Origin of the sequence: Pseudomonas sp. Y39-6, from assembly GCF_023651955.1 — a bacterium.
GTDB lineage: Bacteria > Pseudomonadota > Gammaproteobacteria > Pseudomonadales > Pseudomonadaceae > Aquipseudomonas > Aquipseudomonas veronii.
Map to the genome: position 1 here is coordinate 4,285,568 of NZ_CP069594.1, position 22,867 is coordinate 4,308,434.

21 protein-coding genes are annotated in these 22,867 nt (G+C 63.1%); 8 read left to right on the forward strand and 13 right to left on the reverse strand.

Annotated elements, in window-relative coordinates; translation table 11 throughout:
* Positions 1-20 precede the first annotated feature (20 nt).
* The gene (locus JN756_RS19310; RefSeq protein WP_201021182.1) at positions 21-884 is read right to left on the reverse strand and encodes a Dyp-type peroxidase; all 864 of its coding nucleotides are present in this window, start codon (positions 882-884) and stop codon (positions 21-23) included.
* A gap of 138 nt (positions 885-1,022) precedes the next feature.
* Between JN756_RS19310 and JN756_RS19315 the strand changes: the two genes are divergently transcribed.
* Positions 1,023-2,639: an NADP-dependent glyceraldehyde-3-phosphate dehydrogenase gene (locus JN756_RS19315; RefSeq protein ID WP_017848074.1), complete on the forward strand. Its 1,617-nt coding sequence runs from the start codon at positions 1,023-1,025 to the stop codon at positions 2,637-2,639.
* A gap of 23 nt (positions 2,640-2,662) precedes the next feature.
* Complete coding sequence (locus JN756_RS19320) at positions 2,663-3,724, forward strand: FUSC family protein (protein ID WP_057004491.1); 1,062 nt, start codon at positions 2,663-2,665, stop codon at positions 3,722-3,724.
* Positions 3,725-3,892: 168 nt separating this feature from the next.
* On the opposite strand, the gene JN756_RS19325 is transcribed toward JN756_RS19320, so the two are convergent.
* Positions 3,893-4,645: a TetR/AcrR family transcriptional regulator gene (locus JN756_RS19325; protein WP_017848076.1), complete on the reverse strand. Its 753-nt coding sequence runs from the start codon at positions 4,643-4,645 to the stop codon at positions 3,893-3,895.
* A 356-nt stretch (positions 4,646-5,001) separates the two neighbouring features.
* On the opposite strand from JN756_RS19325, the gene JN756_RS19330 reads away from it, so the two are divergent.
* Genes JN756_RS19330 through JN756_RS19345 form a run of 4 tightly spaced genes read left to right on the forward strand, consistent with a single transcriptional unit; the run spans position 5,002 to position 9,622 of the window.
* On the forward strand, positions 5,002-5,709 hold the full coding sequence (locus JN756_RS19330) for an ABC transporter ATP-binding protein (protein ID WP_017848077.1): 708 nt from the start codon (positions 5,002-5,004) through the stop codon (positions 5,707-5,709).
* Positions 5,706-6,905 carry an ABC transporter permease gene (locus JN756_RS19335; RefSeq protein ID WP_046485024.1) on the forward strand — a complete coding sequence of 400 codons (1,200 nt, stop codon included), beginning with the start codon at positions 5,706-5,708 and terminating at the stop codon, positions 6,903-6,905. The genes JN756_RS19330 and JN756_RS19335 overlap by 4 nt, the downstream gene beginning before the upstream one ends.
* A complete protein-coding gene (locus JN756_RS19340; RefSeq protein WP_046382896.1) occupies positions 6,898-8,379 on the forward strand; it encodes a TolC family protein in 1,482 nt (493 codons plus the stop codon). The genes JN756_RS19335 and JN756_RS19340 overlap by 8 nt, the downstream gene beginning before the upstream one ends.
* Positions 8,369-9,622 (forward strand): efflux RND transporter periplasmic adaptor subunit, encoded by a 1,254-nt coding sequence (locus tag JN756_RS19345; RefSeq protein WP_079444198.1) that lies wholly within the window; start codon positions 8,369-8,371, stop codon positions 9,620-9,622. The genes JN756_RS19340 and JN756_RS19345 overlap by 11 nt, the downstream gene beginning before the upstream one ends.
* 22 nt (positions 9,623-9,644) lie before the next feature.
* Here JN756_RS19345 and JN756_RS19350 read toward each other — a convergent pair whose 3' ends face one another.
* From JN756_RS19350 to JN756_RS19380, 7 genes are read right to left on the reverse strand one after another with little or no spacing between them, the layout of a single operon-like run.
* Positions 9,645-11,039 (reverse strand): FAD/NAD(P)-binding protein, encoded by a 1,395-nt coding sequence (locus JN756_RS19350; protein ID WP_201021183.1) that lies wholly within the window; start codon positions 11,037-11,039, stop codon positions 9,645-9,647.
* Between the two features lie 12 nt (positions 11,040-11,051).
* A complete protein-coding gene (locus tag JN756_RS19355; protein WP_079444200.1) occupies positions 11,052-11,819 on the reverse strand; it encodes an ABC transporter ATP-binding protein in 768 nt (255 codons plus the stop codon).
* A gap of 3 nt (positions 11,820-11,822) precedes the next feature.
* The gene (locus JN756_RS19360) at positions 11,823-13,163 is read right to left on the reverse strand and encodes an ABC transporter substrate-binding protein (RefSeq protein ID WP_046382892.1); all 1,341 of its coding nucleotides are present in this window, start codon (positions 13,161-13,163) and stop codon (positions 11,823-11,825) included.
* A 17-nt stretch (positions 13,164-13,180) separates the two neighbouring features.
* A complete protein-coding gene (locus JN756_RS19365) occupies positions 13,181-14,230 on the reverse strand; it encodes a branched-chain amino acid ABC transporter permease (protein ID WP_108525093.1) in 1,050 nt (349 codons plus the stop codon).
* Between the two features lie 4 nt (positions 14,231-14,234).
* Complete coding sequence (locus JN756_RS19370) at positions 14,235-15,116, reverse strand: branched-chain amino acid ABC transporter permease (protein WP_079444202.1); 882 nt, start codon at positions 15,114-15,116, stop codon at positions 14,235-14,237.
* A complete protein-coding gene (locus tag JN756_RS19375) occupies positions 15,116-15,886 on the reverse strand; it encodes an ABC transporter ATP-binding protein (protein ID WP_128191852.1) in 771 nt (256 codons plus the stop codon). Before JN756_RS19375 ends, JN756_RS19370 begins: the two co-directional genes overlap by 1 nt.
* A complete protein-coding gene (locus tag JN756_RS19380; protein ID WP_046382888.1) occupies positions 15,883-16,794 on the reverse strand; it encodes an AMP-binding protein in 912 nt (303 codons plus the stop codon). Before JN756_RS19380 ends, JN756_RS19375 begins: the two co-directional genes overlap by 4 nt.
* Before the next feature lie 380 nt (positions 16,795-17,174).
* On the opposite strand from JN756_RS19380, the gene JN756_RS19385 reads away from it, so the two are divergent.
* The gene (locus JN756_RS19385; protein ID WP_201021184.1) at positions 17,175-18,074 is read left to right on the forward strand and encodes a hypothetical protein; all 900 of its coding nucleotides are present in this window, start codon (positions 17,175-17,177) and stop codon (positions 18,072-18,074) included.
* Positions 18,075-18,142: 68 nt separating this feature from the next.
* Here JN756_RS19385 and JN756_RS19390 read toward each other — a convergent pair whose 3' ends face one another.
* From JN756_RS19390 to JN756_RS19405, 4 genes are all read right to left on the reverse strand, one after another.
* Positions 18,143-19,543 (reverse strand): LLM class flavin-dependent oxidoreductase, encoded by a 1,401-nt coding sequence (locus tag JN756_RS19390; RefSeq protein WP_046382886.1) that lies wholly within the window; start codon positions 19,541-19,543, stop codon positions 18,143-18,145.
* Positions 19,543-19,902, reverse strand: a complete 360-nt coding sequence (locus JN756_RS19395; RefSeq protein ID WP_046382885.1) for an acyl-CoA dehydrogenase — start codon at positions 19,900-19,902, stop codon at positions 19,543-19,545. The genes JN756_RS19390 and JN756_RS19395 overlap by 1 nt, the downstream gene beginning before the upstream one ends.
* A 12-nt stretch (positions 19,903-19,914) precedes the next feature.
* Positions 19,915-21,111 carry an SfnB family sulfur acquisition oxidoreductase gene (locus JN756_RS19400; RefSeq protein ID WP_046382884.1) on the reverse strand — a complete coding sequence of 399 codons (1,197 nt, stop codon included), beginning with the start codon at positions 21,109-21,111 and terminating at the stop codon, positions 19,915-19,917.
* A 155-nt stretch (positions 21,112-21,266) separates the two neighbouring features.
* Positions 21,267-21,830 carry a helix-turn-helix domain-containing protein gene (locus JN756_RS19405; RefSeq protein ID WP_017848086.1) on the reverse strand — a complete coding sequence of 188 codons (564 nt, stop codon included), beginning with the start codon at positions 21,828-21,830 and terminating at the stop codon, positions 21,267-21,269.
* Between the two features lie 92 nt (positions 21,831-21,922).
* Here JN756_RS19405 and JN756_RS19410 point away from each other — a divergent pair, with 92 nt between their 5' ends.
* Positions 21,923-22,852, forward strand: coding sequence for a DMT family transporter (locus JN756_RS19410; protein ID WP_017848087.1), 930 nt, complete (start codon positions 21,923-21,925; stop codon positions 22,850-22,852).
* Positions 22,853-22,867 lie beyond the last annotated feature (15 nt).

Below are 22,867 nucleotides of genomic sequence, written 5' to 3' on the forward strand. Positions count from 1 at the left end.
TGACCCAGGCAAACGCCTGGTCAGATCGACACGGCACTCAGGTCCAGGCGCCCGTCCTTGAGCGGCGGGCACCAGTAATAGCCGCCGGTCAACGGTGTGCTGATGCGGTACAGGCCGTCGACGATGCCGTCTTCCAACCCGCTCATGCGGCGCAGTTGCGCTTCAAACGCATCGAAGGAATGCCCGAACGCGAGGAACATCAAGCCAGCCTGGCCGTTTTCTGCCCAGGGCATCGAGCGGCGCACCACGAACGCTTCCGGGGTGAAGCTTTCCTGAGCGGTGCGTTTGGTGTGGGCGGACTCGGGCGCGTCTTCCAGTTCTTCGTTGTCGCCGTGGCGGCGACCGATGATGTGGTCGCGTTCCTGGGCAGGCAACGCGGCGAAACCATCGAGGTCGTGCTGCCATTGCTGGATCGCGGCGAAACTGGCGCCGCTGTCGGTCAGCGCGGCTTCGACGGCGGCATCGTCGTGGGGGTTTTCGGTGCCGTCTTCGTAATCGGTCAGGTCAAAACCGCTCTTGTAGCGGAAGCCTTCAGTCGACTGCACCAGGCGGAACGCCGGGGCCAGGGTTTTCTCCAGCGCACGGCTGCGCAAGAGCAAATCGCCGCGATCCACGCCATGCAGCCACACCCACAATGCTTGCTGCGTGGAGGGGTTGTGCGCGCCCGGCGCGCTGACAGCTGGGAATGCGCGCAGCCCTTCGATCTGCGCGCCCAGTGCGTTGACCAGCGGCTCACCCAGACCGACCACTGCGGCCGAATCCGCCCACTGCACCAATGCGTTCAACGCAGCAGGTACAGCGGCCAGGGAGTCCACGGCAAAAAACAGATGGCGTGCCTGTAAAGGCACCGGTGCGGCAAGAATGCCCGGCTGGTACTGACTCATGTGAACTCCTTCAAGAAAGCCTCGCAGTTTACCCGCCATGTGCAGCCGTGCGTACAAGAAAGCGCGCAAGCCTTGCCACAGAACCCGTTGTTGGGTGACTCTCTAGTCATGTTTTGCAACTATTTCAGGGGTAGCGACATGACCACCGATAACCTGCTCGCCCAGCTGTTTCCTTCCTGCGCCGCCGATATTCCCGAGCAATTCCGCCTGGGAGCGCCCATCGAACAGCGCGATTACCTGGTCGACGGCCAGTTGCGGGTGTGGAACGGCCCCTTGGCCCAAGTGCTCAGCCCGGTGCAACTGGGCGACGAACGCGTACAAATCGGCAGCACGCCGCTGCTGGATGCCGACACCGCCCTCAGCGCCCTCGACGCCGCCGTGCGCGCCTATGACCGAGGCCAGGGGGAATGGCCGACGATGCGCGTGGTCGACCGCATCCGCCACGTCGAAGCGTTCTTGCGGCGCATGCGCGAACAGCGTGATGCGGTGGTCAAGCTGCTGATGTGGGAAATCGGCAAGAACCTCAAGGACTCGCAGAAAGAGTTCGACCGCACCTGCGACTACATCACCGACACCATCAATGCCCTCAAGGAACTCGACCGCCGCAGCAGCCGCTTCGAGCTGGAACAGGACACCCTCGGCCAGATCCGCCGCGTACCGATGGGCGTGGCGCTGTGCATGGGACCGTACAACTACCCGTTGAACGAGACGTTTACCACGCTGATCCCGGCGCTGATCATGGGCAATACCGTGGTGTTCAAGCCGGCCAAGCTCGGCGTGCTGTTGATCCGCCCGCTGCTGGAGGCATTCCGCGACAGCTTCCCGGCCGGGGTGATCAACGTGATCTATGGCAGCGGCCGCGAAACCGTCAGCGCGCTGATGGCCAGCGGCAAGATCGATATTTTCGCGTTCATCGGCACCAACAAGGCCGCCAGCGACCTGAAAAAACTGCACCCGCGCCCGCACCGCCTGCGCGCAGCCCTGGGCCTGGACGCGAAAAACCCTGGCATCGTGCTGCCCCAGGTCGACCTGGACAACGCCGTCAGCGAAGCGGTCACCGGCTCGCTGTCGTTCAACGGCCAGCGCTGCACCGCGTTGAAAATCCTGTTTGTGCATGAAGACGTGGTCGACAGTTTCATCCAGAAATTCAACGCCAAGTTGGCGACCTTGAAGCCCGGCATGCCGTGGGACGACGGCGTGGCGCTGACGCCGCTGCCGGAAGTGGGCAAGGTCGATTACCTCAAGGCACTGGTGGCCGATGCAGCCCAACACGGCGCCCGCGTGATGAATGCCCATGGCGGCGTCAGTCGCGGTTCGTTCTTCTACCCGGCGGTGCTGTACCCGGTCAACCCGCAGATGCGCGTGTACCACGAGGAACAGTTCGGCCCGGTGGTGCCGATCGTGCCCTACCGTGACCTGGAGACAGTGATCGATTACGTACTGGAATCGGATTTCGGCCAGCAACTGAGCCTGTTCGGCACCGACCCGGCCGAAATCGGACGGCTGGTGGACACCTTCGCCAATCAGGTCGGCCGCATCAATATCAACGCCCAGTGCCAGCGCGGCCCGGACACCTTCCCCTTCAACGGCCGCAAGAACTCGGCCGAAGGCACACTGTCGGTACATGACGCCTTGCGTGTGTTCTCGATCCGCACCCTGGTGGCGACCAAGTTCCAGGACAGCAACAAGGCACTGCTCAGCGAGATCCTGCACAACCGCAACTCGAGCTTCTTGACCACTGACTACATTTTCTAGAGGACGCCTCGCCGTTGATTAACCTGCACTTGCCTGTATTTGCCCGGCGCCTGCTGCGCCCGCTGCTCGACCCTTACCGCCGCTATCGCCATGCCAAGCTGATCCACGCCGTGCGCGTGTCCATCGGCTTGCTGGCGACGATCCTGCTGACCACCGGCATCAACCTGCCCCACGGCGAGTGGGCGTCGGTGACCATGCTGGTGGTGATCGGCGGCCTGCAGCACCACGGCAACATCGGCAAGAAAGCCATGGAACGCGCCTACGGCACACTGATCGGCGCCAGCGTCGGCTTGCTGCTGGTGGTGCAGGAGACATATGTGGGGCAGCCGCTGCTGACCTACTTGTTGATGTCGGTGGTGTGCGGGTTCTTCTCCTATCACGCCATCGGCAAGGGCGGATACACCGCCTTGTTGTCGGCGATCACCGTGTTTATCGTCGCCGGGCATGGCGACAATCCGCTGTCGGACGGGCTGTGGCGCACGGTCGATATCCTGATCGGTATTGCGTTGGCCCTGGCGTTTTCCTTCGCCTTGCCGCTGTATGCCGTGTACTCCTGGCGCTACAACCTGGCCAGTGCCTTGCGCGACTGTGCCGCGATCTATAACCGCATCATCAGCGGTCAATCGGTCACTGATGACGAACACCTCAAACTGCTCAGCCGCGTGAATACAGCGATGCTGCAACTGCGTTCGTTGATGCCTTCGGTGTCCAAGGAGGTACGGATCTCCATGACCCAGCTGGACACGATCCAGCGGCATTTGCGCATGTGCATCAGCACCCTGGAGATTCTGGGCAACACCCGGCCAGACCCTCGCGACGAGCAGGCGATGGCGCGGATGCAGGTAATGTTGAAGGGCGAGCATCGGCAGATTCGCGTGCAATTGGTGGGCATGGCGCGCGCGCTGAGGTCGGGCGTGACACCACGGTTGGAGCGGCCGAGCCAGGCCACGGCTACCGAGCCGACATTGGATGCGCCGGTCTACAGTGCGTTGGATGGGTATCGGTTGCTGACCGTGCAATTGGCGGCAAATGTGGATGAGATGCGCCAGCAGTTGGCCAAAAGTGCTGGCCGCTGGAAGATCTGAACCTGAGGGCATTTAGCGCGTTTACCTGCGCCAACACATTCACACTTCTTCTTACATATTTTTCACGACTTATTCACATCGCGGGACGTAGGGTGAAGCCTCATCCGTTACAAACGTTGCACATCAAGCCCGCCGCCCCAGCGGGCTTTTTTTTGTCCCGGATTCGAGCTAGCGCGCCACCTTGCCGGCGGGCGCGGACGCTTGCTCGCGAATGGCGCGCTGGGTATCGAGCACCTTGGCCAACGCCACTTGCGCCTCGGGGCTTTGCTGCGGCACGCGAATCGCCGCCGAGACCAGCGTGATCAACTTGGCCATTACTTCGGCATCCGTGGCCGGGCGGCCCAGGCTCATGGAGTTCATCAGCAGGCGCAGTTCGGTGCCGGCCATCACACCGGAAATCGCCTTGAGGGCAAATTGCAGGCGTACCCCCAGTTCGTTGCGCGGCAAGTCCGGCAAGGCCAGGGCGAAGGCTTCGAAGAAGCGCTGGAACACCGGCTGGTAATGGACCTTGAGGTATTCCTGGATAAACGGCGAGGTGTCGCTGTAGACCCGCCCCAGGAAACGAATGAACGAACGCCCTTCCCCACTCGCCGGGTCGCTGCGCTCCAGGCCCATGGCCGGGGCGAACAGCACACCGAGCAGCGTGTCGCAATCGAGGGGGCCGTCAGATTCGGCTTCGCAGCGTGCCAGCAGTTCCAGGCGCTGCTCGTTGAGCGGCTCCAGGCGCTGCATCAGCAGGGTTTTCATCAGGGCGTCCTTGTCCCCGAAGTGATAGTTCACCGCAGCCAGGTTCACCTGGGCACGCTCGGTAATCTGCCGCAACAAAACAGCGTCATACCCGTATTTGATGAAGAGAGCCTCTGTCGCATCCAGCAATCGAGTCTTGGTAACGTTTGGAGAACTGACTTTCTTCACGACCATAAAAGTTCCACGCGGGAAATATTGTTTTAAAAATAAATTTGATTTTTTATACCGGGGCCACCGCTCGAAAGCAAGTAGTGACACTGCGCCATATCAGCGCAAGCCTTGGCAGACGGGCCCGTCGAGGCTGACCAAAGGTTTTTTTTGCGATGGGGTTTGCCCCCGGTGCATTTATTTCAAAGGGTAAAAACCCTCTACAACGATGGCTGGCGGAGCGGGTTGAACGCGGTTAGTATTCAAAGAATATTTTAAAAACAAGAAATCAAACCAGTCCGTGACGTGTCCCAGGCAGCTCCCGAACTTGTTACAAATTTTTACCGGGGCAGCACGGCAGCGTCGAGACTGCAGGCGTAGTCATGATGACAGATACCCCCGCGCACCCAGGCTTGATCTCCCTGCAAGGCATCGGCAAACGCTATCAGCTCGCCGGACAGCACCTGTCCATCCTCAATGATGTGTGCCTGTCCATCGCCCGCGGTGACAGCTGCGGCATCCTCGGCGCCTCCGGCTCCGGCAAAAGTACCCTGCTCAACATCCTCGGGCTGCTGGACCTGCCCAACTGCGGCCAGTACCGCTTTGCCGGCCACGACATTTTCAGCGCCAGCCCGGATGAACTGGCGGCGATCCGCAACCAGCAGATCGGCTTCGTGTTCCAGAGTTTCAACCTGCTGCCGCGCCTCAGTGCATTGGACAATGTCGCCCTGCCCCTGAGTTATCGCGGCGTGTCACGCCACGAGTCGGTGGAGCAGGCCCTGCGCATGCTCGAACAAGTCGGCCTGGCCGAGCGCGCGCACCATCGCCCCGCCGACCTCTCCGGCGGCCAGCGCCAACGTGTGGCGATTGCGCGGGCGCTGGTGGGCAAGCCCTCGGTCATCCTGGCCGACGAACCCACCGGCAACCTCGACAGCAGCACCGCCCAGGACATCATGGACCTGCTCCTGGCGCTGAACCGCGAGCAGCAGGTCACGCTGATCATCGTCACCCACGACGCACACATCGCCGAACGCCTGGAGCGCAAGATCCTGGTGCGCAACGGCGTGGTGCATGAGGCCGGGCGCCCATGAGCCTGCGGGTCGAGCAGAGCCTGAGCCAATTGCTGCATGAAGCGTTCGTCAGCCTGCGCACCCTGGGCAAGCGCTCGATCCTCGCGCTGCTGGGCATCGTGATCGGCAGTTCGTCGGTGGTGGCGCTGATCAATATCGGGCATAACGCGGCGGTGGATGCCGCGCTGATTTTCAAGGACATGGGCACCGACACCCTGGTCGCGCAGTTTCCGCCCAAAGCCGACAGCAGCGTACCGATGCGTGCCCGCCTCGACCTCGACGCCGTGCGCCAGGCCGTGCCCGGGATCGCGCACATCGGCGCGCTGAGCCTGTTCAGCGGCCCCATCGTGTTCCAGGGCCGCAGCGTCAACGCCAACTTCGTCGGCAGCACACCGGATATCCCCGCGGCCCTGCGCCTGGCGCTGCGCGAGGGGCGCTTCCTGTCGGCGTTCGATGCCAACGAAACCTACGGCGTGATCGGCGACCAGATCGCCCAAGCCCTTGGTACCCCCGGCGCACCGTTAAAGCTGGGCGACCGCGTGCGTATCAACGACTACCTGTTCCAGGTGGTCGGCATCCTGCACCACCAGCCCCGGGCGATGCTGATGCCGGTGCAGGCCAACGAATCGCTGTTCATTCCCGCCGACGGCATGCGCCGCATCTACGCCAGCCCGCAAATCGGCAACGTGATCATCCGCGCCGCGCCGGGCCAGGACATGGAACGCATCGCCCGGGACGCCGCCGCCGCGCTGCAACGCCAATTGACCGAGCACAGCGTCGACATCACGGTGCCCCAGCAAATGATCGACGGCATGACCCGGCAGAGCCGCACCTTCGCCTACCTGCTGCTGGCCCTGGGCGCGATCTCGCTGGTGGGCGGCGGTGTCGGGGTGATGAACGTGATGCTGATGAACGTCTCCGAACGCCGCCGCGAGATCGGCATTCGCATGGCGCTCGGCGCACGCCAGCGGGATATCCGCAACCTGTTCCTGCTCGAAGCCATCACCCTCACCGCCGTCGGCGCGCTGTGCGGCGCGGTGCTCGGCATGACCGCCGCGTGGCTCTACGCCTGGCTGTCGGGCTGGGCCTTCGCCCTGGCGGTCGCCGCCCTGCCCCTGGGGGTGGGCAGCACCTTGCTGGTGGGGTTGTTCTTCGGCATTTACCCGGCGGTCTCGGCCTCACGGTTGCAGCCGGTGGAGGCGTTGCGCGATGAATAAACGCCTGCTGCTGCTCCTGGCGCTGATCAGCCTGCCGAGTGTCGCCGCCGATATGCTGATCCGGCCCACGGCGCCCAGCACCACGCGCAGCGGCTATGATCGCGGCGTCTCGCTGAATGCCCAGGTCACCGCCATCACCCTGGGCGACGCGGTGTACCTGGGCCTGCGCAACAATCCGGCGATTCGCAGCGCCTACCTGCAGCGGGTCGCGCAGAAATTCGACCTGCGCGTGGCCGAAGACGTGTTCAACCCCAAGCTCACCCTCAACAGTTATTACCGCAGCTCCCGCGGCTCCGCCGACAATGCACGCAATACCAACGTGGCCCCTGCCACCAGCCTGCTGGGCGAGTACGGCACGCGCCTGAGCATGGCCTGGACCCAGCAACTGAATAACGCCAACCGGGCCGGTCGCTACCGCAGCGACGGCCTCGACCTGGCGCTCATCCAACCGCTGATGCGCGGCGCCGGCTGGGACGCGACCACCGCGCCGTTGCGCCTGTCGCGCCTGTCGGAACAGGCCAACCGCCTGAACCTCAAGGCCACCGTGGCACAAACCATCAGCCAGATCATCGCCACCTACCGCGAGTTGCTGCGCGCCCAGGAGCAACTGAGCATCGTCCAGGACGCGCTGAAACGCGCCAACACCTTGCTGGAAGTCAACAAGGCGCTGATCAGCGCCGGGCGCATGGCCGAGTTCGAGATCGTGCAGACCGAAGCCGATATCGCCACCCAGCAACTGGGCGTGGAAGAAGCGCAGAACCAACTCGACACCAGCCGCCTGGCCTTGCTGCGCCTGCTGGCCCTCGACCTGTCGACGCCGATCCGCGCCACCGAAGCCCTGGAGGCCAAGCCCATGCAGATCGACAAACGCGAGGCCTTCAACCTGGCGCAGAACCAGCAACCGGAGTACCTCGCCACCCTGCTCGGCAGCCAGCAGGCCGACCTCAACCTGGTGATCGCCAAAGACTCCGGGCGCTGGCAAGTGGACCTGGTGGCCGGGGCGAACCAGATACGCAACAACTACGACAACGACACCGGCAGCGGCAACAACCGCAGTTGGGACAGCTACGCCGGGGTGCAGGTGCAAATCCCCATCGGCGACATCAGCACGCGCCAGGCCGAAGTGCGCGCACGGGTGAATGTGGAGGATCAGGCCATCCGCATCACCGACGCCCGCCAGGAACTGGAACGCAGCGTGAACAACGTGGTGCGCGACCTCGGCACGCGCTGGCGCCAGTACGAAATCTCCCAGCGCGCCGTGGAATTGTCGCGGCGCAAGATCGAGATCGAACGCGAAAAACTCAGCGCCGGGCGCTCCACCAACTTCCAGGTGCTGAGTTTCGAGACCGACCTGCGCAACGCCGAAAACACGCAGCTCAATGCGCTGATCGCTTACTTGAACGCCCAGACCCAGCTCGATCTGACCCTGGGCATGACGCTGGAAAGCTGGGAAATCGCCCTCAATGACTACTAACCAAAAACGCCTGCTGGCGGCTGGATTGATCGTGCTGCTGGCGGCCGCCGGCGTTGCGGTGCAAAGCCATCGCAGCGCCGCCGACCCGATCCTCCCGACCGAACAGTGGCTGGCGGTGACGCCTGGCGCGCTGGTGCATCAGATCGGCCTGGTGGGCAAGATCGAGCCCGACACCACCCTCACCCTCACCGCGCCGTTCGACGGCAATGTGCAGGCCAACCTGGTGGAGCAAGGCCAACGCGTCGACGCCGGGCAAGTGTTGCTGCGCATGGACCCGGCCCTGCTCGAAGTGCAACTGCGCGATGCACTCTCCGCGCAACTCAAGGCCCGGCGCACCGTGCAGGAAATGCAAGACTGGGACAGCAGCCCCACCGTCAGCCGTGCACGCCGCAGCCTGCGCACCGCGCAAATGAGCGCCGACAACACCCAGCGCAAACTCACCGAAAGTGAAAACCTGTTTCAGCGTGGCATCATCCCGCGCAACGAACTGGACGACCTCAAGCAACAGACCCAGCAGCAACAACTGGACCTGATCGCCGCACGCGATGAACTGCAACAGGCACTGGAGCAAGGCAAGGGCGAATACCGACAGATCGCCGAGATGGAGCTGACCAATGCCACGGTGAAGTACGACGCGCTCTACCGACAGCTCGAAGACAAGGAGGTCAAGGCGCCCTTCTCCGGCATCGTGGTGCCCGCACCCGGAAGCAGCAACGCGGCAGCAGGCGCTGGCAACACCAACGCCCCGGTGCAGGCCGGCAGCAAGGTCAGCCAGGGCCAGGTGCTGTTCGGCCTGGCCAATATCGAACGGCTGAAAATCGTCGCCAGGGTCTCCGAGCTGGACATCAACCAACTGCACCAGGGCCAGGCGGTGGAAGTGATGGGCGATGGCTTCGACGGCGAACGGTTGAGCGGCTCGGTGAGTGTGGTCAGCGGCTTGGCGATTGCCGGCGATACCCAGGGCAGCGCGCAGTTCCCGGTAACCCTGTCGATCCCCAGGCTGACCCCGCAGCAACTGCAGCGGGTACGGCTGGGGATGAGTGCGCGACTGACCATCGTCACTTACAACAACGCGCAGGCGATCGTGATTCCGAGCCAGGCGATCCAGCCGGACATGACCGTCGAATATCGGCCGACGATGGACCAGCCGGTGGAACGCGTGACCGTGACCACCGGGCAATCGACGCCGCAGGGTGTCGAGGTATTTGGCCTAAAACCCGGTTTTGTGAAGACCCCTAGGTAGAGGAAGTTGCCCCCTCCCACCTTTAGATCATTGTCAGCTTCAACGCCAGCGCCTTGGCCTGAAGCGCCACATCGGTCACTGCCGTGCTCTCCCACCACATCCCGCGCAGCGGCGGGCCCATGGCGAACAGGCGCCGGCTGGCCTGGCCCTGGGCATCCAGCACCGCCCCCGAGGCATCCGCTGCGATCCCCAGCGCCAGCGGCCCGGGCTGTATCAACCCGCGTTTGAGCAACTGCTGGGGCAACGGCCGGGCTACGCGGCGCCAGTCGTATTCGATGCCGCTGGAATTGATCAGTGCCGCGCCCGCAACCTGGGTGATCGCTTGCTCGCCACGGTAACGCAAGCGGATGCTGACGCCGTTGACCGCAGGCGCCAAGCCCTTGAACGACGCCGCGCGAATGCGCAGGCGCCCTTCCTCATGCAGACGCGCCACCAACTGCGCACTCAGCGGCGGCGAACGGTGGTGATGACTTTCCCACCACGGCCGCACATGCCGCACGAACTGGCGCTTCTCGCGCTCGCTGGCCTGGCTCCACAAACGGCCGATATGCGCGCGCACGGTGTCCAGCGGCGCCTGCCAATCGATGCCCTGCGCCGTCGCGATGCGACACTGCCGACGCACCTCGCGCAGCAACTGCCGAGGGCTGCGCAGGCGGTGGTCGGCGGCGAGAAAATCGTCCCAGCCCGGTGGCTGTCGACGCACATGGGGCAGCAGACCGTGGCGCGAGAACACCTCGATCGGGCCCCGGTGCCCAGCCTGTTCCAGGGACACCACGGCATCGACCATGGTCAGCCCGGAACCGATAATCAGCACCGTCGCGCGCGGGTCGAGTTGGCTCATGGCCTGCACGTCCCACGGGTCGACTGCGGCGGCGTTCAAACCGCTGGATTCGGTCTGCGGCGTGCGCGCCGCCGGGAACATGCCGGTCGCCAACACCGCCTGGGCACCGCGCAGTTGCTGGCCGTTATCCAGGGTCAGCAGCGTCGAGGCGGGGTCCACTTGCAGGTCGACCACTTCGGCGCGGATATGCTCGACGGTAGACGTCGACAGCGCCTTGGCCTCGGCCAAGCGTTGCTGCGCGTACAACCCGAACATCCCGCGCGGCGGGAACAGCTCGCTGATCGGCACATGCTGCTGGTCCGACTCCGGCCAGCCGCCAGCGCCGATGTAGTCGGTGAGCCATTGGGTCAGGTCGTCGGCGTTGTCCGGGTCGACACTCATGCGCGCCGCATTGCCGTTCAAGGTATGGCCCAGCTCGACCGCACTGTAGGCCTCGCCGCGACCAAGTTCGGCGCGCGGTTCGATCACCAGGATCTGCCTCGAGCCGGGCAGGCGCAGCAGTTGCACGGCCAGCATCGTACCGCTCAGGCCGCCGCCGATGATCAGGACATCGGCGTTGCGGATGGATTCAGTCATGCCTGTTCGCCTTTACTGTTTACCCAGATAGATGTCATGCAAATCGCCCCGCGCCAACAGTTCAGCGGCGCTGCCGCTCAAGACCACGCGGCCAGTATCCAGCACGTAGCCCTGGGACGCATAGTTGAGCGCGACGTTGATGTTCTGCTCGGCGATCAGGAAGCTCACCTGCTGCTCGCGGTTGAGCTGCGCGACGATCTCGAATATCTCCTGCACGATCATAGGCGCCAAACCCATGGACGGCTCGTCGAGCAGTACCAAAGTAGGACGGGTCATCAACGCCCGGCCGATGGCGACCATCTGCTGCTCGCCGCCGGAGGTGAGGCCGGCGCGGGTGTGACGCTTGGTCTTGAGCCTGGGGAACCAGGCGTAGATGCGTTCCAGATCGGCCTCCATGGCCCGGCGGCTCAGGCGGCGCACGAAGCCGCCGCTGCGCAGGTTGTCTTCCACCGTGAGCTGGCCGAACACATGGCGGCCTTCGAGTACATGCACCATGCCCTGGCGCACCCGTTGGCTGGGGTCGACGCCGGCCAGGTCGTGGCCGGCGTATTCGATCACGCCACGGCTGACTTCGGCACGCTCGGCGCGCACCAGCCCGGAGATCGCCTTGAGCGTGGTGCTCTTGCCGGCGCCATTGGCGCCGAGCAGGGCGACGATCGCGCCCTTGGGCACGCTCAGCGACACCCCGGCCACGGCGAGGATCGCGCCATCGTAGATCACTTCGATGTCGTTGACCGTCAGCAGCGCGGCGTGTGCGGATTCACTGGCAGGTAGGCTCATGGTTTATTCATCTCCGGTGCAGGTGCGTGGCGTCAGGCCTTTTTCCTTGGCGAACGCGGCGGACTTTTCGTCGATCAGCGGGCGCAACAGCGCGCGGTCGGCGGCGATCCAGTCGCTGACCAGCGTCCAGTTGGCGCCGTCCCACTGCTGCACCCGCGCCGAGCCGCCACCTTCGTGGTCACGGCACGACAACTTGAGGTTCTGCATCAGGCCCAGGTAGCCCATGGCCTTGAGGCGCGCGTCGTCGATATTCAGGTGCTCCAGGCCCCAGCGGCCTTCTTCGCCATTGAGCGGGCGCTGGCCGAATTTGGCCTGGGCGGTGCGGATCGCTTCCACCGCCACGGCGGCGTTCACCAGGCCTGAGTTGTAGTAGACGCTGCCGAAGTTTTTCAGGTCCTTGAGGTCGCTGTGGCCCTTGTCGAGGACGTATTGCTTGAGGCGCTTGTGGATCTCGAAATCGGCGCCGGCCGGGTATGGGGTGAGCGCCAGGTAGCCTTTGGCAGCAGTGCCGGCAGGCAATACGTCTTCGCTGGAACTGGCCCAGATATCGCCGATGATATGGTCGACCGGGAAGCCAAAGCGTGCCGCGGTTTTCACCGCGACCGGCGTGGACACGCCCCACGTGCGCAGGAACACCCAGTCCGGGTTGGCCTGGCGCACCTGGCGCCATTGCGCGGACTGTTCGTTGCCCGGGTCGGCCACCGGAATCTGGATATTCTCGAAGCCGTACTGCTCGGCGAGCAGCTTCAGCGGGCCGAGGGTTTCGCGACCGTAGGCCGAGTCGTGGTAGACCGTGGCGATCTTTTTGCCCTTGAGTTTGTCGAAACCGCCTTCGCGCTGGGCGATGTAGTTCACCAGGCTCGACGCCTCGCTGTAGAAGGTCAGCATCACCGGGAAGTTGTACGGGAACACGGTGCCGTCGGTGGCTTCGGTGCGGCCGTAACCGAGGGTGATCAACGGGATCTTGTCCACCTCGGCGCGCTCGCTCAGGGCGTAGGCCGCCGGTGCGCCATTAGGCTGGTAGACCGCGACCGGCGCGCCATCCAGGCCGTTCTTGAAGCGCTCGTAGCACTCGATGCCCTTCTCTGCCGTCCATTCGGTCTCGCATTCCTGCCACACCAGTTTTACGCCATTGATGCCGCCTTCGACCTCGTTGATATAACGCAGGTAGTCGATCATCCCGGCCCACACCTGCACGCCGCTGGAGGCATAGGCGCCGACGCGGTAGGTGGCCAACGGAAAGAACTGCTGGTCGGCCGAAGCCACGGCCTGGGGCACTGCAGCGGCCAGGGTGGCCAGCGCGAAGGCGGCGCCGGCCAGGGAACGTTTCAAGGATGCACGCATGGGAGTTCTCATAGAGGTCAAAACCGTAGGGGCCACTGACGCAGCCGATCGCGAAAGTTGTGCAACAGGCGAATCAAGCCCTCGGGTTCCTTGATCAGGAACACGATGATCAGCACGCCAAAGATGATTTTCTGCAGGTTCTGCAATTGCCCCGCATCCACCGAACCGCCGAACAGCGCCTGCCCGGCATGGCTGAGGAAGATCGGCAGCAAGCTGATAAACGCCGCGCCGACGAAGTTGCCGGCGATGCTGCCCATGCCACCGATAATGATGATGAACAGAATCTGGAACGAGCGATTGATATCGAAGCTGCTCGCGCTGGCCGTGCCCAGGTAGGCAAAGGCCCACAGCGCGCCGGCGATGCCCAGGTAGAACGAGCTGACCGCAAACGCCAGGCGCTTGTAGCGCACCACCGGGATGCCGACCACGGCGGCGGCGGTGTCCATGTCGCGGATCGCCATCCAGTTGCGCCCCACCTGGCTGCGCACCAGGTTGACGGCGGTCCAGGTCAACAGCAGCACGGTCAGCAACGTCAGCCAGTAACGGCCCAGCGGCGTGTTGAGGTCATAACCGAGCAACGCCAGCTTCGGCGCGGAGATGGTGCCGGACGAGCCGTAGTTGTAGAACCAGGGGAATTTGACGAACAGCCACTCGAGGAAAAACTGCGCGGCCAGGGTGGTGACCATCAGGTAGAAGCCCTTGATCCGCGAGCTGGGCAGGCCGAACAGCAAACCGACCAGCGCGCTGATAATGCCGCCGCCGAGCAACGCCACCGGCAAGCCCAGCTCCGGCAGGCGCAGCAGAAAGCCGTAGGTGGCAAACGCACCGACCGCCATGAAGCCGGCCGCGCCCACCGAGGTCTGCCCGGTGTAGCCGGTCAACAGGTTCAGGCCCAGCCCGGCCAGGGACAGCACCAGGAACGGGATCAGGATCGCATTGAGCCAATAATCATTGCCCCACAGCGGCACCACGACAAACGCCAGCGCCAACAGGCCGAGCAGGCCCCAAGGCACACGCCGCTGAATCAGCCGCAATGGCGCGGTTTCTTGCACAACAGGGATCGACATGGTTTCAGACTCGCTCGATGGCACGCTCGCCGAACAGGCCGGCGGGGCGGATATACAGGAAGGCCAGGGCCAGGGCGTAGGCGAACCACGGCGTGATGCCGCCGCCGAGCAGTGGGCCGATATACACCTCGGCAAGGTTCTCCGCCGCGCCGACAATCAGCCCGCCGACAATCGCCCCGCCAATCGAGGTAAAGCCGCCGATGATCAACACCGGCAAGGCCTTGAGCACCACCAGCGACAATGAAAACTGCACGCCCTGACGCGCGCCCCACAGTAGCCCGGCCACCAGCCCGACGGTCCCGGCCACCGCCCAGACGATCTGCCAGATACGGTTGAGGTTGATGCCGATGGACAGCGCCGCCGTGGTGTCATCCGCCACGGCGCGCAACGACACGCCGATGCGGGTCTTGTTGAACAGCAGCGCCAGCACCGTCACCAGCACCACGGCGGCTGCGGCGGCGATCAGGTCGAACTGGCTGAGCATCAGCGGCCCGACGAACAGCGGCACGTCGTCGATGCCCAAGTCCAGCGCACGCACCTGCGAGCCCATCAAGCCCTGGGCCAGGCCCTCGACAATGAACGACAAGCCCAGGGTGGCCATGAACAGGGTGATCTGCGAACGGTTCACCAGCGGGCGCAGAACCAGGCGCTCGATGAGCAAGGCGCCGACGATCATCACCACCACCGTCAGCAACAGCGCCAGGGCAAACGGCACGCCCTGCTCGTGCAGGCTGACGAAGGTCAGGGCGGCAAACAGCAGCATCGAGCCCTGGGCGAAATTGAACACGCCGCTGGCCTTGTAGATCAGCACGAAGCCGATGGCGACCAGCGAGTACAGGGTGCCGGCGAGCAGGCCGCCGAGCAGGGTTTCAAAAAAGAACGTCATCAGTGGACCACTCCCAGGTACGCCGCGATCACGTCGGGGTTGGCCTGCACTTGCGCAGGGGTGCCGTCGCCGACCTTGCGCCCGTAGTCGAGCACCACCACATGGTCGGACAGGCCCATGACCACGCCCATGTCGTGTTCGATCAACACCACGGTGGTGCCGAGGTCGCGGTTCACATCGGCGACAAAGCGCGCCATTTCCTGTTTCTCCTCGGCGTTCATCCCGGCCATGGGCTCATCCAGCAGGAGCAGGCTGGGCCCAGCGATCAGCGCCCGGCCCAGTTCCACGCGTTTCTGCAGGCCGTAGGACAAGTTGCCGACCGGCACATCACGGTGGGCCTGCAACTCAAGAAACTCGAGAATGCCCTGGGCACGCCGGCGGAACGCCTCGGCCTCGCGCCGTGCGCGGGGCAAGCCGAGGGCCTGTTCGATAAAGCGGGTGCCCATATGCCGCGACAGGCCGGTGAGGATGTTGTCGAGCACGCTCATCTTTTTGAACAGCGCGTTGTTCTGGAAGGTCCGCCCAATGCCGCGACGCGCGGCGCCCAAGGGGTCGATACGGTGGAAGTGCTGCTGCTCGAACACGATCTCGCCGGCATCGAAGCGATACACGCCGTTGAGCACATTGAGCAGCGAACTCTTGCCGGCGCCGTTGGGGCCGATCAGCGCGCAGATTTCGCCGCGCTGGACATCGAAGGACAGCGCGTTGATCGCCTTGACCCCTTTGAACGACAGCGAGATATCCCGCACCTGGAGAATGGCTTGACTCATGCGATGTCCCGTTTGAATTCAGCCAGCCACACCGGCTCGACAACGGACTTGCCCGTGCTGGGTGGCTGCCAGATAGAGGCCAGGCGTTGAAAGCCCAGCAGTTTACGCACGCGGTTTTTCAGCAGACGGCGCAGGCCGCTGTGCGGCTGGGCGATGGCCCACTCACACAGGCGTCGGCGCCAGGTGCCGTGGGGCGCCAGGCGGCTTTCGATGTCGTCGGCCAAGTGCTGCAGGCGCGCAGGTGACAACAGCAAGCCGGTGGGCGCGGCTTCGCCGCGATCACGCCGGGCCGATGCCAGGCTTTCCGGGAAGGCCAGCCCGTGACCGCTGTTCAGCCATTGCGCCAGCAGTACCGCCAGGCCGCCTTGCCAGTGAGTGCCCTCCTCGCTCCACAGCACGCTCTCGCCGGCCGGCTGCCACCAGCGGCTGAGGTGCCGGGCCGGGTCGGTCGCACCAAGCACTTGGGCGAAATCCACCAGGTTGGCCGACTGCCAGTGCCGCTGCTGCTGACGCCCCTGCACGTAGGAATGGCTCGGGCGAATGCGCCAGAGTTGTTGGCGCAGCGCCTCGGGCTCCAAGTCATCGGCCAGGGTCAGTACCTGGCCGCCGACCGATTGGGCGGCCAGCGCCAGCAATAACAGGTTGGGCTCGAAAGCCCCGCTGAGCGCCAGTTGCGATTGTTCGCTGAACCCGTGCTGACGCAGGCCATCGGCCAGGCGCTCGACATCGCGCAACACATCGATCCAGCGCCAGGCATACCACTGGCCCTGGCGCTTGTGGCGCAGGGCGGTGTGCAGCGGCGTGATCTGTGCCCAATGGCGCAGTTGTTCCAGGGCCGTGGGCAACTGACCGAGCAACTCGGCCGGCCATTCCAGAGCCGGCGGAGGTTTGAGTACATGCACGCTCATAGGGGTGATGCTCCTATTGGGTGGGTAAGCGTGCGGTGGTCCGCTGGCTGAATGAGAATTGAACGGAAAGTCGATAGCGTTGATATAAAGACTAAGCAGGAACCATGCCGATATAAAACGCCGCATAACCCAGGCGTTCATCAACAGTTATGAAGCTGACACAGCACAAAGTGCTTCTTCGCTGTTGCTGGAGCAACAGCGAACACCCTGCCGAGCGGGGTCGGAATTGATAAGTCACCGGCATTCAAACATGTGTTCCGAATAACCACTTTCGCTATTAGAAACGATCACGTTATACCTGTCATTTTTGACAGTAGATATTGTGTTGCCCGCTTAATAGACTCAAGCCGAACCCACGTCACAACAAAGGAGAGCCGCTTATGAGCAGCTCGAATAAAACCAAGCCAAAAGCCACTTCAGGCACAGCCAGTGCAATAGTGAATGACGACGAGGACTTTAACAGTTTCGAGGGCACACGCTTCTATTTCTATCTGGATGAACAAACAAACAGATGGTATATCTCAGGCGCAAGCGATGAAGACCATCTTGGTCAATATCAATATATTTCGCTGTGGTTGCCTAACGAGGGTGACGTTGTAAAAAAAACCTACGTAATCGTTGACGACCATGGTGCGCAGGGGAAAGCCAATGCGTCATGGACAAAAGCAACTTCCTCGTCATTTCGCCCTTACACCGCCATCAGCGGAAGTGTGACGGTCACGCTGAACAGCACCCTGCAGACAGTGGAGTCAACCTTCGAATTTGCAGCACAAAGCGGTTCAAAAACAGTCTCTCTTACCCAGGGCGAGATGAAACTCCAGGGATTTACCGAGGACGAAAAAGCCAGAGCCAGCGGTTCAATAGTGTGCGACTTCAGCGAGTTAATTACTGAGCGCTATGAATCTACTGAGACAGCGTTCAGCCTAGGAGACGATTCAGGTAGTTTCCCGGCTTATCTACAGGCCTGGTCACGACAGCTCACGTCGAAACCCGACCTCAAGGACTATCGATTATCCATCAACATAGCCAAAGGCCTTGCACCCGGCACTTACAGTTTTAGTCCAGACAGTAAACAGGTGCGGATATTCTTCTTCAATATCCCTGAAAGTCTCGTCTGGCCGGCCGACAGCGGCACGATCACATTTAAATCCATTCCAAACTTCGAGAGCTTTGCAGGAAAACTCTCGGGACAGTTTAACTTCACGGCAACCGTCGAACTTGACGATGGCAAAGTACGCGTCTTAAAAGTAGAAAATGGAATTTTCGATATGGAACGATGAGAACCGTGAGTCGTCGTCGGGTGTTGTGAGTTATTCACACCACCCGACGGTCCTTTCACACGGTTGAATCAGGCACGCTCAACAGCCCTATCTTTCTGCACATTCGCTAACGTTCGATAGCGACTGCCTGGATGGGACACCGGCAACCTCGGGCCTTCACCAAACAACTTCTCGCGCAACGTGCCCTGGGCGTATTCCTTCTTGTACACCCCACGCTTCTGCAACTCCGGCACCAGCAGTTCCACCGCGTCGATAAAGGTTTCGTGGGTCAGCGCATAGGCCAGGTTGAAGCCGTCCACATCGGTGTCTTCCACCCACTCCTGCAACAAGTCCGCGACCGTCTCCGGGCTGCCGACAAACAACGGACCAAAGCCGCCGATGCCGACCCAGTCGGCCAGCTCCTTGGGCGTCCAGACCTTGCTCGGGTCCGCCGTGGAGAAGGCTTCCACCGCCGACTGAATCGCGTTGGTATGCACATGCTTGAGCGGTTCGTCGGGCTTGAACTGGCTGAAATCGATGCCGGTCCAGCCGGAGATCAGCGCCATGGCGCCTTCGTAGCTGACGTAGGATTTGTACTCGTCGAACTTGGCCTTGGCCTTCGCGTCGGTCTCGCCGACGATCACCGTCTGCAGGTTGAAGATCAGGATCTTGCGCGGATCACGCCCGGCCTCGGCCGCGCGGCGACGAATGTCGGCGACAGTGTTTTTCAGCAGCGTCTTGGACGGTGCGGCGACAAACACGCACTCGGCCTGCTCGGCAGCGAACTGCTTGCCACGGCTGGACGCCCCCGCCTGGTACAGCAACGGCGTGCGTTGCGGCGACGGCTCGCACAGGTGGATGCCGGGCACCTGGAAGTGTTTGCCGACGTGGCGGATCTCGTGGATCTTGCTCGGGTCACTGAAAATCCGCCGCTCGCGGTCACGCAGCACGGCGCCCTCTTCCCAGCTGCCTTCCCAGAGTTTGTAGCAAACCTCCAGGTATTCCTCGGCGTAGTCGTAGCGCGCATCGTGTTCGGTCTGGGCGTTCTGGCCGAGGTTCTTGGCGCCGCTTTCCAGGTAAGAGGTGACGATGTTCCAGCCGACACGGCCTTTGGTCAGGTGGTCGAGCGTGGAAAGGCGTCGAGCGAACGGATACGGGTGTTCGAAGGACAACGACGCGGTCAGGCCAAAACCCAGGTGTTCAGTGACCAGCGCCATCGGCGCGATCAGCGACAGCGGGTCGTTGACCGGCACTTGAGTGGCCTGGCGGATCGCCGCGTCGCCATTGCCGTTGTACACGTCGTAGATGCCCAGCACATCGGCGATAAACAGGCCGTCGAACTTGCCGCGCTCGAGGATTTTCGCCAGGTCGGTCCAGTACTCCAGGTCCTTGTACTGCCACGAGCGATCACGCGGGTGTGCCCACAGGCCGGGGGATTGGTGGCCGACGCAATTCATGTCGAAGGCATTCAAGCGGATTTCACGGGACATCAAGCAGTCCTCCCGGGGGCGACACCGTTGAGGTGGTAGTTGCCGACAAGCTGGTACTTCCAGCGCAGCGGCTCTTCGAGGGGCGACGGCAACGCGCTGCGCTGGCCGGTCAGTTCGAATTCGGCGGCGCTGGCGAACAGCAAGGCTTCGGCGGCGGCGATCTGCGCTTCGGTGGCGGCGACAGGCGTTGGGTGGGTTTCGGCGTATTCCAGCAAGGCGGCGGCCACCTCCACGCGGATCTGCCAGTCGCCGAAGCGGCTGATTACGTAAGGGTCATCACTTTTTTGCAGCACACGTCGGGTGCTCTCCAGCAATTGGCGAGCCTGGTCGAGCGCGGTGGGTTGGGTCAGTGCATTCATGGGGCAGGCTCCTCAGTTCCAGGCATGGCGTGCGGGTTTGACGCCGTTGAGCACGAAGTTACCGATCAGGTGGTATTTCCAGCGGACCGGGTCGTGCAGGGTGTGGGTGCGCGCGTTGCGCCAGAAGCGGTCGAGGTTGTGCTTGCCGGTCACCGAGCGGGTGCCGCCCAGCTCGAAGAGCTTGCTGCTGGCGAGCAACGCGGTTTCGGCCGACAGCACTTTGGCCTGAGCGACGATCAGCGAGGCGTTGGCGACGGTGTCTTCGTTCGGTTCGGCGAGGGCCTGGTCGACCGCCTTGCCAGCCTTGGCGAGAATCGCTTCGGTGCCGTGTACGCGCCATTCCAGATCACCGATGGCGGCGATGGTGAATGGGTCCTGCCAGCCGTGATCCTGTTGGCTGTCGATCCATGGGCGGGCCTGGCGCGCGAAGACTTTCGCTTGCTCGAGGGCACCCACGGCGATGCCGGTATCGATCGCGGCCTGGATGATCTGCGAGATCGGGCCGTCAGCGGTCGGTTGGTCGAACGCCAGGTGCGCGGGAATCACCGCGCTCAGCGGCACCGTCACGCCATCGAGGGTCACGCCGCCGCTGGCGGTGGTGCGCTGGCCGAAGCCATCCCAGCTGTCGATGACCGTGAGGCCCGGCGCATCGCGCTCGACGAAGGCAATCAAGGCCTTGCCCTGTTCGTTGGTGCCCACCGCCGGCACGATATGGGCGAACAGCGCGCCGGTGCAGTAGAACTTCTCGCCATTGATCTGCGCATGATCGGCGTGAACGCGAATCTGCGTGTCGAAGGTGCCGGCGTTCTTGCTCTTGGCTTCGGAGAAAGCGTTACCGAAACGGTAGCCGGCCAGGACCTTGCCGAAGTAGTGGAGTTTTTGCTCCTCGCTGCCGGTTTGCAGCAGGATATCCACCACCCCCAGGTGGTTCTGCGGGATCTGCGCCAGGGACGGATCGGCGGCGGCGATCAACTTGATCACCTCTGCCACCGTCACATAGGACACCTCGGCGCCGCCATAGGCCTTGGGGATGGTGATGCCCCACAGGCCGCTGGCGGAAAATTCGTCGAGTTCAGCGACCGGCAGGCGCCGCTCGCGGTCGCGCACGCTGGCCTCGACAGCGAAGCGTTCGGCCAGGCGCGTGGCGACCGCGATGGCTTCGGCGTCTGATCGGATGATATGAGCAGGGTGTTGAGGGTGGGCTGACATGGGCCGACTCCAGAGTCCAAGGGGATGCTGGAGTGATTGCAGGAGTCGTGCCCGAAACCAATCTTCAATAAGATCAGTAGGTTGCCGTCATTTCAATGCAGGGGAACCCGCCTGCGATCGAGCAAAGTGTCCATCCGCTGTTGGCGGGTCAACAGTTAGATCACCACATTGCGCACAAAGCGCACCGCCACGTCGCCGTCATTGCGATAGGCGTGGGCCTGGCGGCTGGCGAACATGAAGAACTCACCGGCGCCGACCGGTTTTTCCTGACCATCCAGCACCAATGTCAGGCGGCCTTCGAACACGAACAACTGCACGCTCCAGCCATCCGGGTCCGGCTCGGGGCTGTAGCAATCGCCCGGCTCCAGGCGCATCTCCCACAGCTCGACTTCACGCCGCGCCGTGGCCTTGGCAAGCAATACAGCTTTGCTGCCGGGGATGTCACCGGCCCAGGCCAGTTCGTTGATACGGCTATGGTCGGGTGCATCCGGGGCCTGGATCAGGTCGCTGAAAGCCACATCCAGCGCTTCGGCGACGCGGTCGAGGGTGGACAGGCTGACGTTTTTCTCGCCAGCCTCGATGGCCACCAGCATGCGTCGGCTGACTCCGGACTTTTCCGAGAGCGCGGTCTGGCTCAAGTCGGCGGCATGACGCAGGCGACGAACATTCTGGCTGACATGCTGCAGGACCGAGGCCCGTTGCGGATTTTCTTTGTGCACTATATTGCTCAATGGGTGGGTGTGCGCAGTATACTGCCCAGCGTGCGGCGCATTGTGCGGTCCGCGCCCTTCCCTTGCAAGACTGAGCCACCATGACCACCCCGAATGCTCCCTCGCGTTTCAACCGCTTCAGCAAAGCCGAATGCATCCTGGTGTTCATCACCATGATCTGGGGCGGCACCTTTTTGCTGGTGCAGCACGCCATGACTGTCAGCGGGCCGATGTTTTTCGTGGGCCTGCGGTTTGCTGCGGCGACGATCGCGGTCGGTTTTTTCTCTTTGCGCACCCTGCGCGACCTGACCCTGTTCGAGTTGAAAGCCGGCGTGTTTATCGGCGTGGCGATCATGTTTGGTTACGGGCTGCAGACCATCGGCCTGCAGACGATTCTGAGTAGCCAGTCGGCATTCATTACCGCGCTCTATGTCCCGTTCGTGCCGTTGTTGCAATGGCTGGTGCTGGGTCGTCGGCCAGGGTTGATGCCGAGCATTGGCATCATGCTGGCGTTTGCCGGGTTGATGCTGTTGACCGGCCCGGCCGGTGCTTCGCTGAATTTCAGCCCCGGCGAGATCGCCACGCTGATCGGCGCGGTGGCGATTGCCGCCGAGATCATCCTGATCAGCGCATTTGCCGGGCAAGTGGACGTGCGCCGGGTGACCGTGGTGCAACTGGCCACGGCGTCGTTGTTGTCGTTCCTGATGGTGGTGCCGATGGGCGAGGCGTTGCCGGGGTTCTCCTGGTTGCTGTTGTTCAGCGCGGTGGGCCTGGGCCTGACCAGCGCGGTGATCCAGGTGGCGATGAACTGGGCGCAGCAAAGCGTTTCGCCGACGCGGGCCACATTGATTTATGCCGGGGAACCGGTGTGGGCCGGCGTGGTTGGGCGGATTGCCGGGGAGCGTTTCCCGCCGATTGCCATGGTCGGGGCGGCGTTGATCGTGGCGGCGGTGGTGGTGAGTGAGTTGAAGACGCGCGGGCAGAAGGCGATCGAATTGCAAAATGCGCGGGAACAGGAACAGCAGGGGTAAGGTCCGAGCCCGGGC

Coding starts and splice junctions, on each gene's coding strand:
- JN756_RS19400 (WP_046382884.1), bottom strand. CDS start 21,111: ATGTCAGCCCACCCTCAACACCCTGCTCATATCATCCGATCAGACGCC.
- JN756_RS19340 (WP_046382896.1), top strand. CDS start 6,898: ATGAATAAACGCCTGCTGCTGCTCCTGGCGCTGATCAGCCTGCCGAGT.
- JN756_RS19345 (WP_079444198.1), top strand. CDS start 8,369: ATGACTACTAACCAAAAACGCCTGCTGGCGGCTGGATTGATCGTGCTG.
- JN756_RS19410 (WP_017848087.1), top strand. CDS start 21,923: ATGACCACCCCGAATGCTCCCTCGCGTTTCAACCGCTTCAGCAAAGCC.
- JN756_RS19390 (WP_046382886.1), bottom strand. CDS start 19,543: ATGTCCCGTGAAATCCGCTTGAATGCCTTCGACATGAATTGCGTCGGC.
- JN756_RS19310 (WP_201021182.1), bottom strand. CDS start 884: ATGAGTCAGTACCAGCCGGGCATTCTTGCCGCACCGGTGCCTTTACAG.
- JN756_RS19325 (WP_017848076.1), bottom strand. CDS start 4,645: ATGGTCGTGAAGAAAGTCAGTTCTCCAAACGTTACCAAGACTCGATTG.
- JN756_RS19360 (WP_046382892.1), bottom strand. CDS start 13,163: ATGCGTGCATCCTTGAAACGTTCCCTGGCCGGCGCCGCCTTCGCGCTG.
- JN756_RS19330 (WP_017848077.1), top strand. CDS start 5,002: ATGATGACAGATACCCCCGCGCACCCAGGCTTGATCTCCCTGCAAGGC.
- JN756_RS19350 (WP_201021183.1), bottom strand. CDS start 11,039: ATGACTGAATCCATCCGCAACGCCGATGTCCTGATCATCGGCGGCGGC.
- JN756_RS19395 (WP_046382885.1), bottom strand. CDS start 19,902: ATGAATGCACTGACCCAACCCACCGCGCTCGACCAGGCTCGCCAATTG.
- JN756_RS19365 (WP_108525093.1), bottom strand. CDS start 14,230: ATGTCGATCCCTGTTGTGCAAGAAACCGCGCCATTGCGGCTGATTCAG.
- JN756_RS19375 (WP_128191852.1), bottom strand. CDS start 15,886: ATGAGTCAAGCCATTCTCCAGGTGCGGGATATCTCGCTGTCGTTCAAA.
- JN756_RS19315 (WP_017848074.1), top strand. CDS start 1,023: ATGACCACCGATAACCTGCTCGCCCAGCTGTTTCCTTCCTGCGCCGCC.
- JN756_RS19385 (WP_201021184.1), top strand. CDS start 17,175: ATGAGCAGCTCGAATAAAACCAAGCCAAAAGCCACTTCAGGCACAGCC.
- JN756_RS19370 (WP_079444202.1), bottom strand. CDS start 15,116: ATGACGTTCTTTTTTGAAACCCTGCTCGGCGGCCTGCTCGCCGGCACC.
- JN756_RS19380 (WP_046382888.1), bottom strand. CDS start 16,794: ATGAGCGTGCATGTACTCAAACCTCCGCCGGCTCTGGAATGGCCGGCC.
- JN756_RS19355 (WP_079444200.1), bottom strand. CDS start 11,819: ATGAGCCTACCTGCCAGTGAATCCGCACACGCCGCGCTGCTGACGGTC.
- JN756_RS19335 (WP_046485024.1), top strand. CDS start 5,706: ATGAGCCTGCGGGTCGAGCAGAGCCTGAGCCAATTGCTGCATGAAGCG.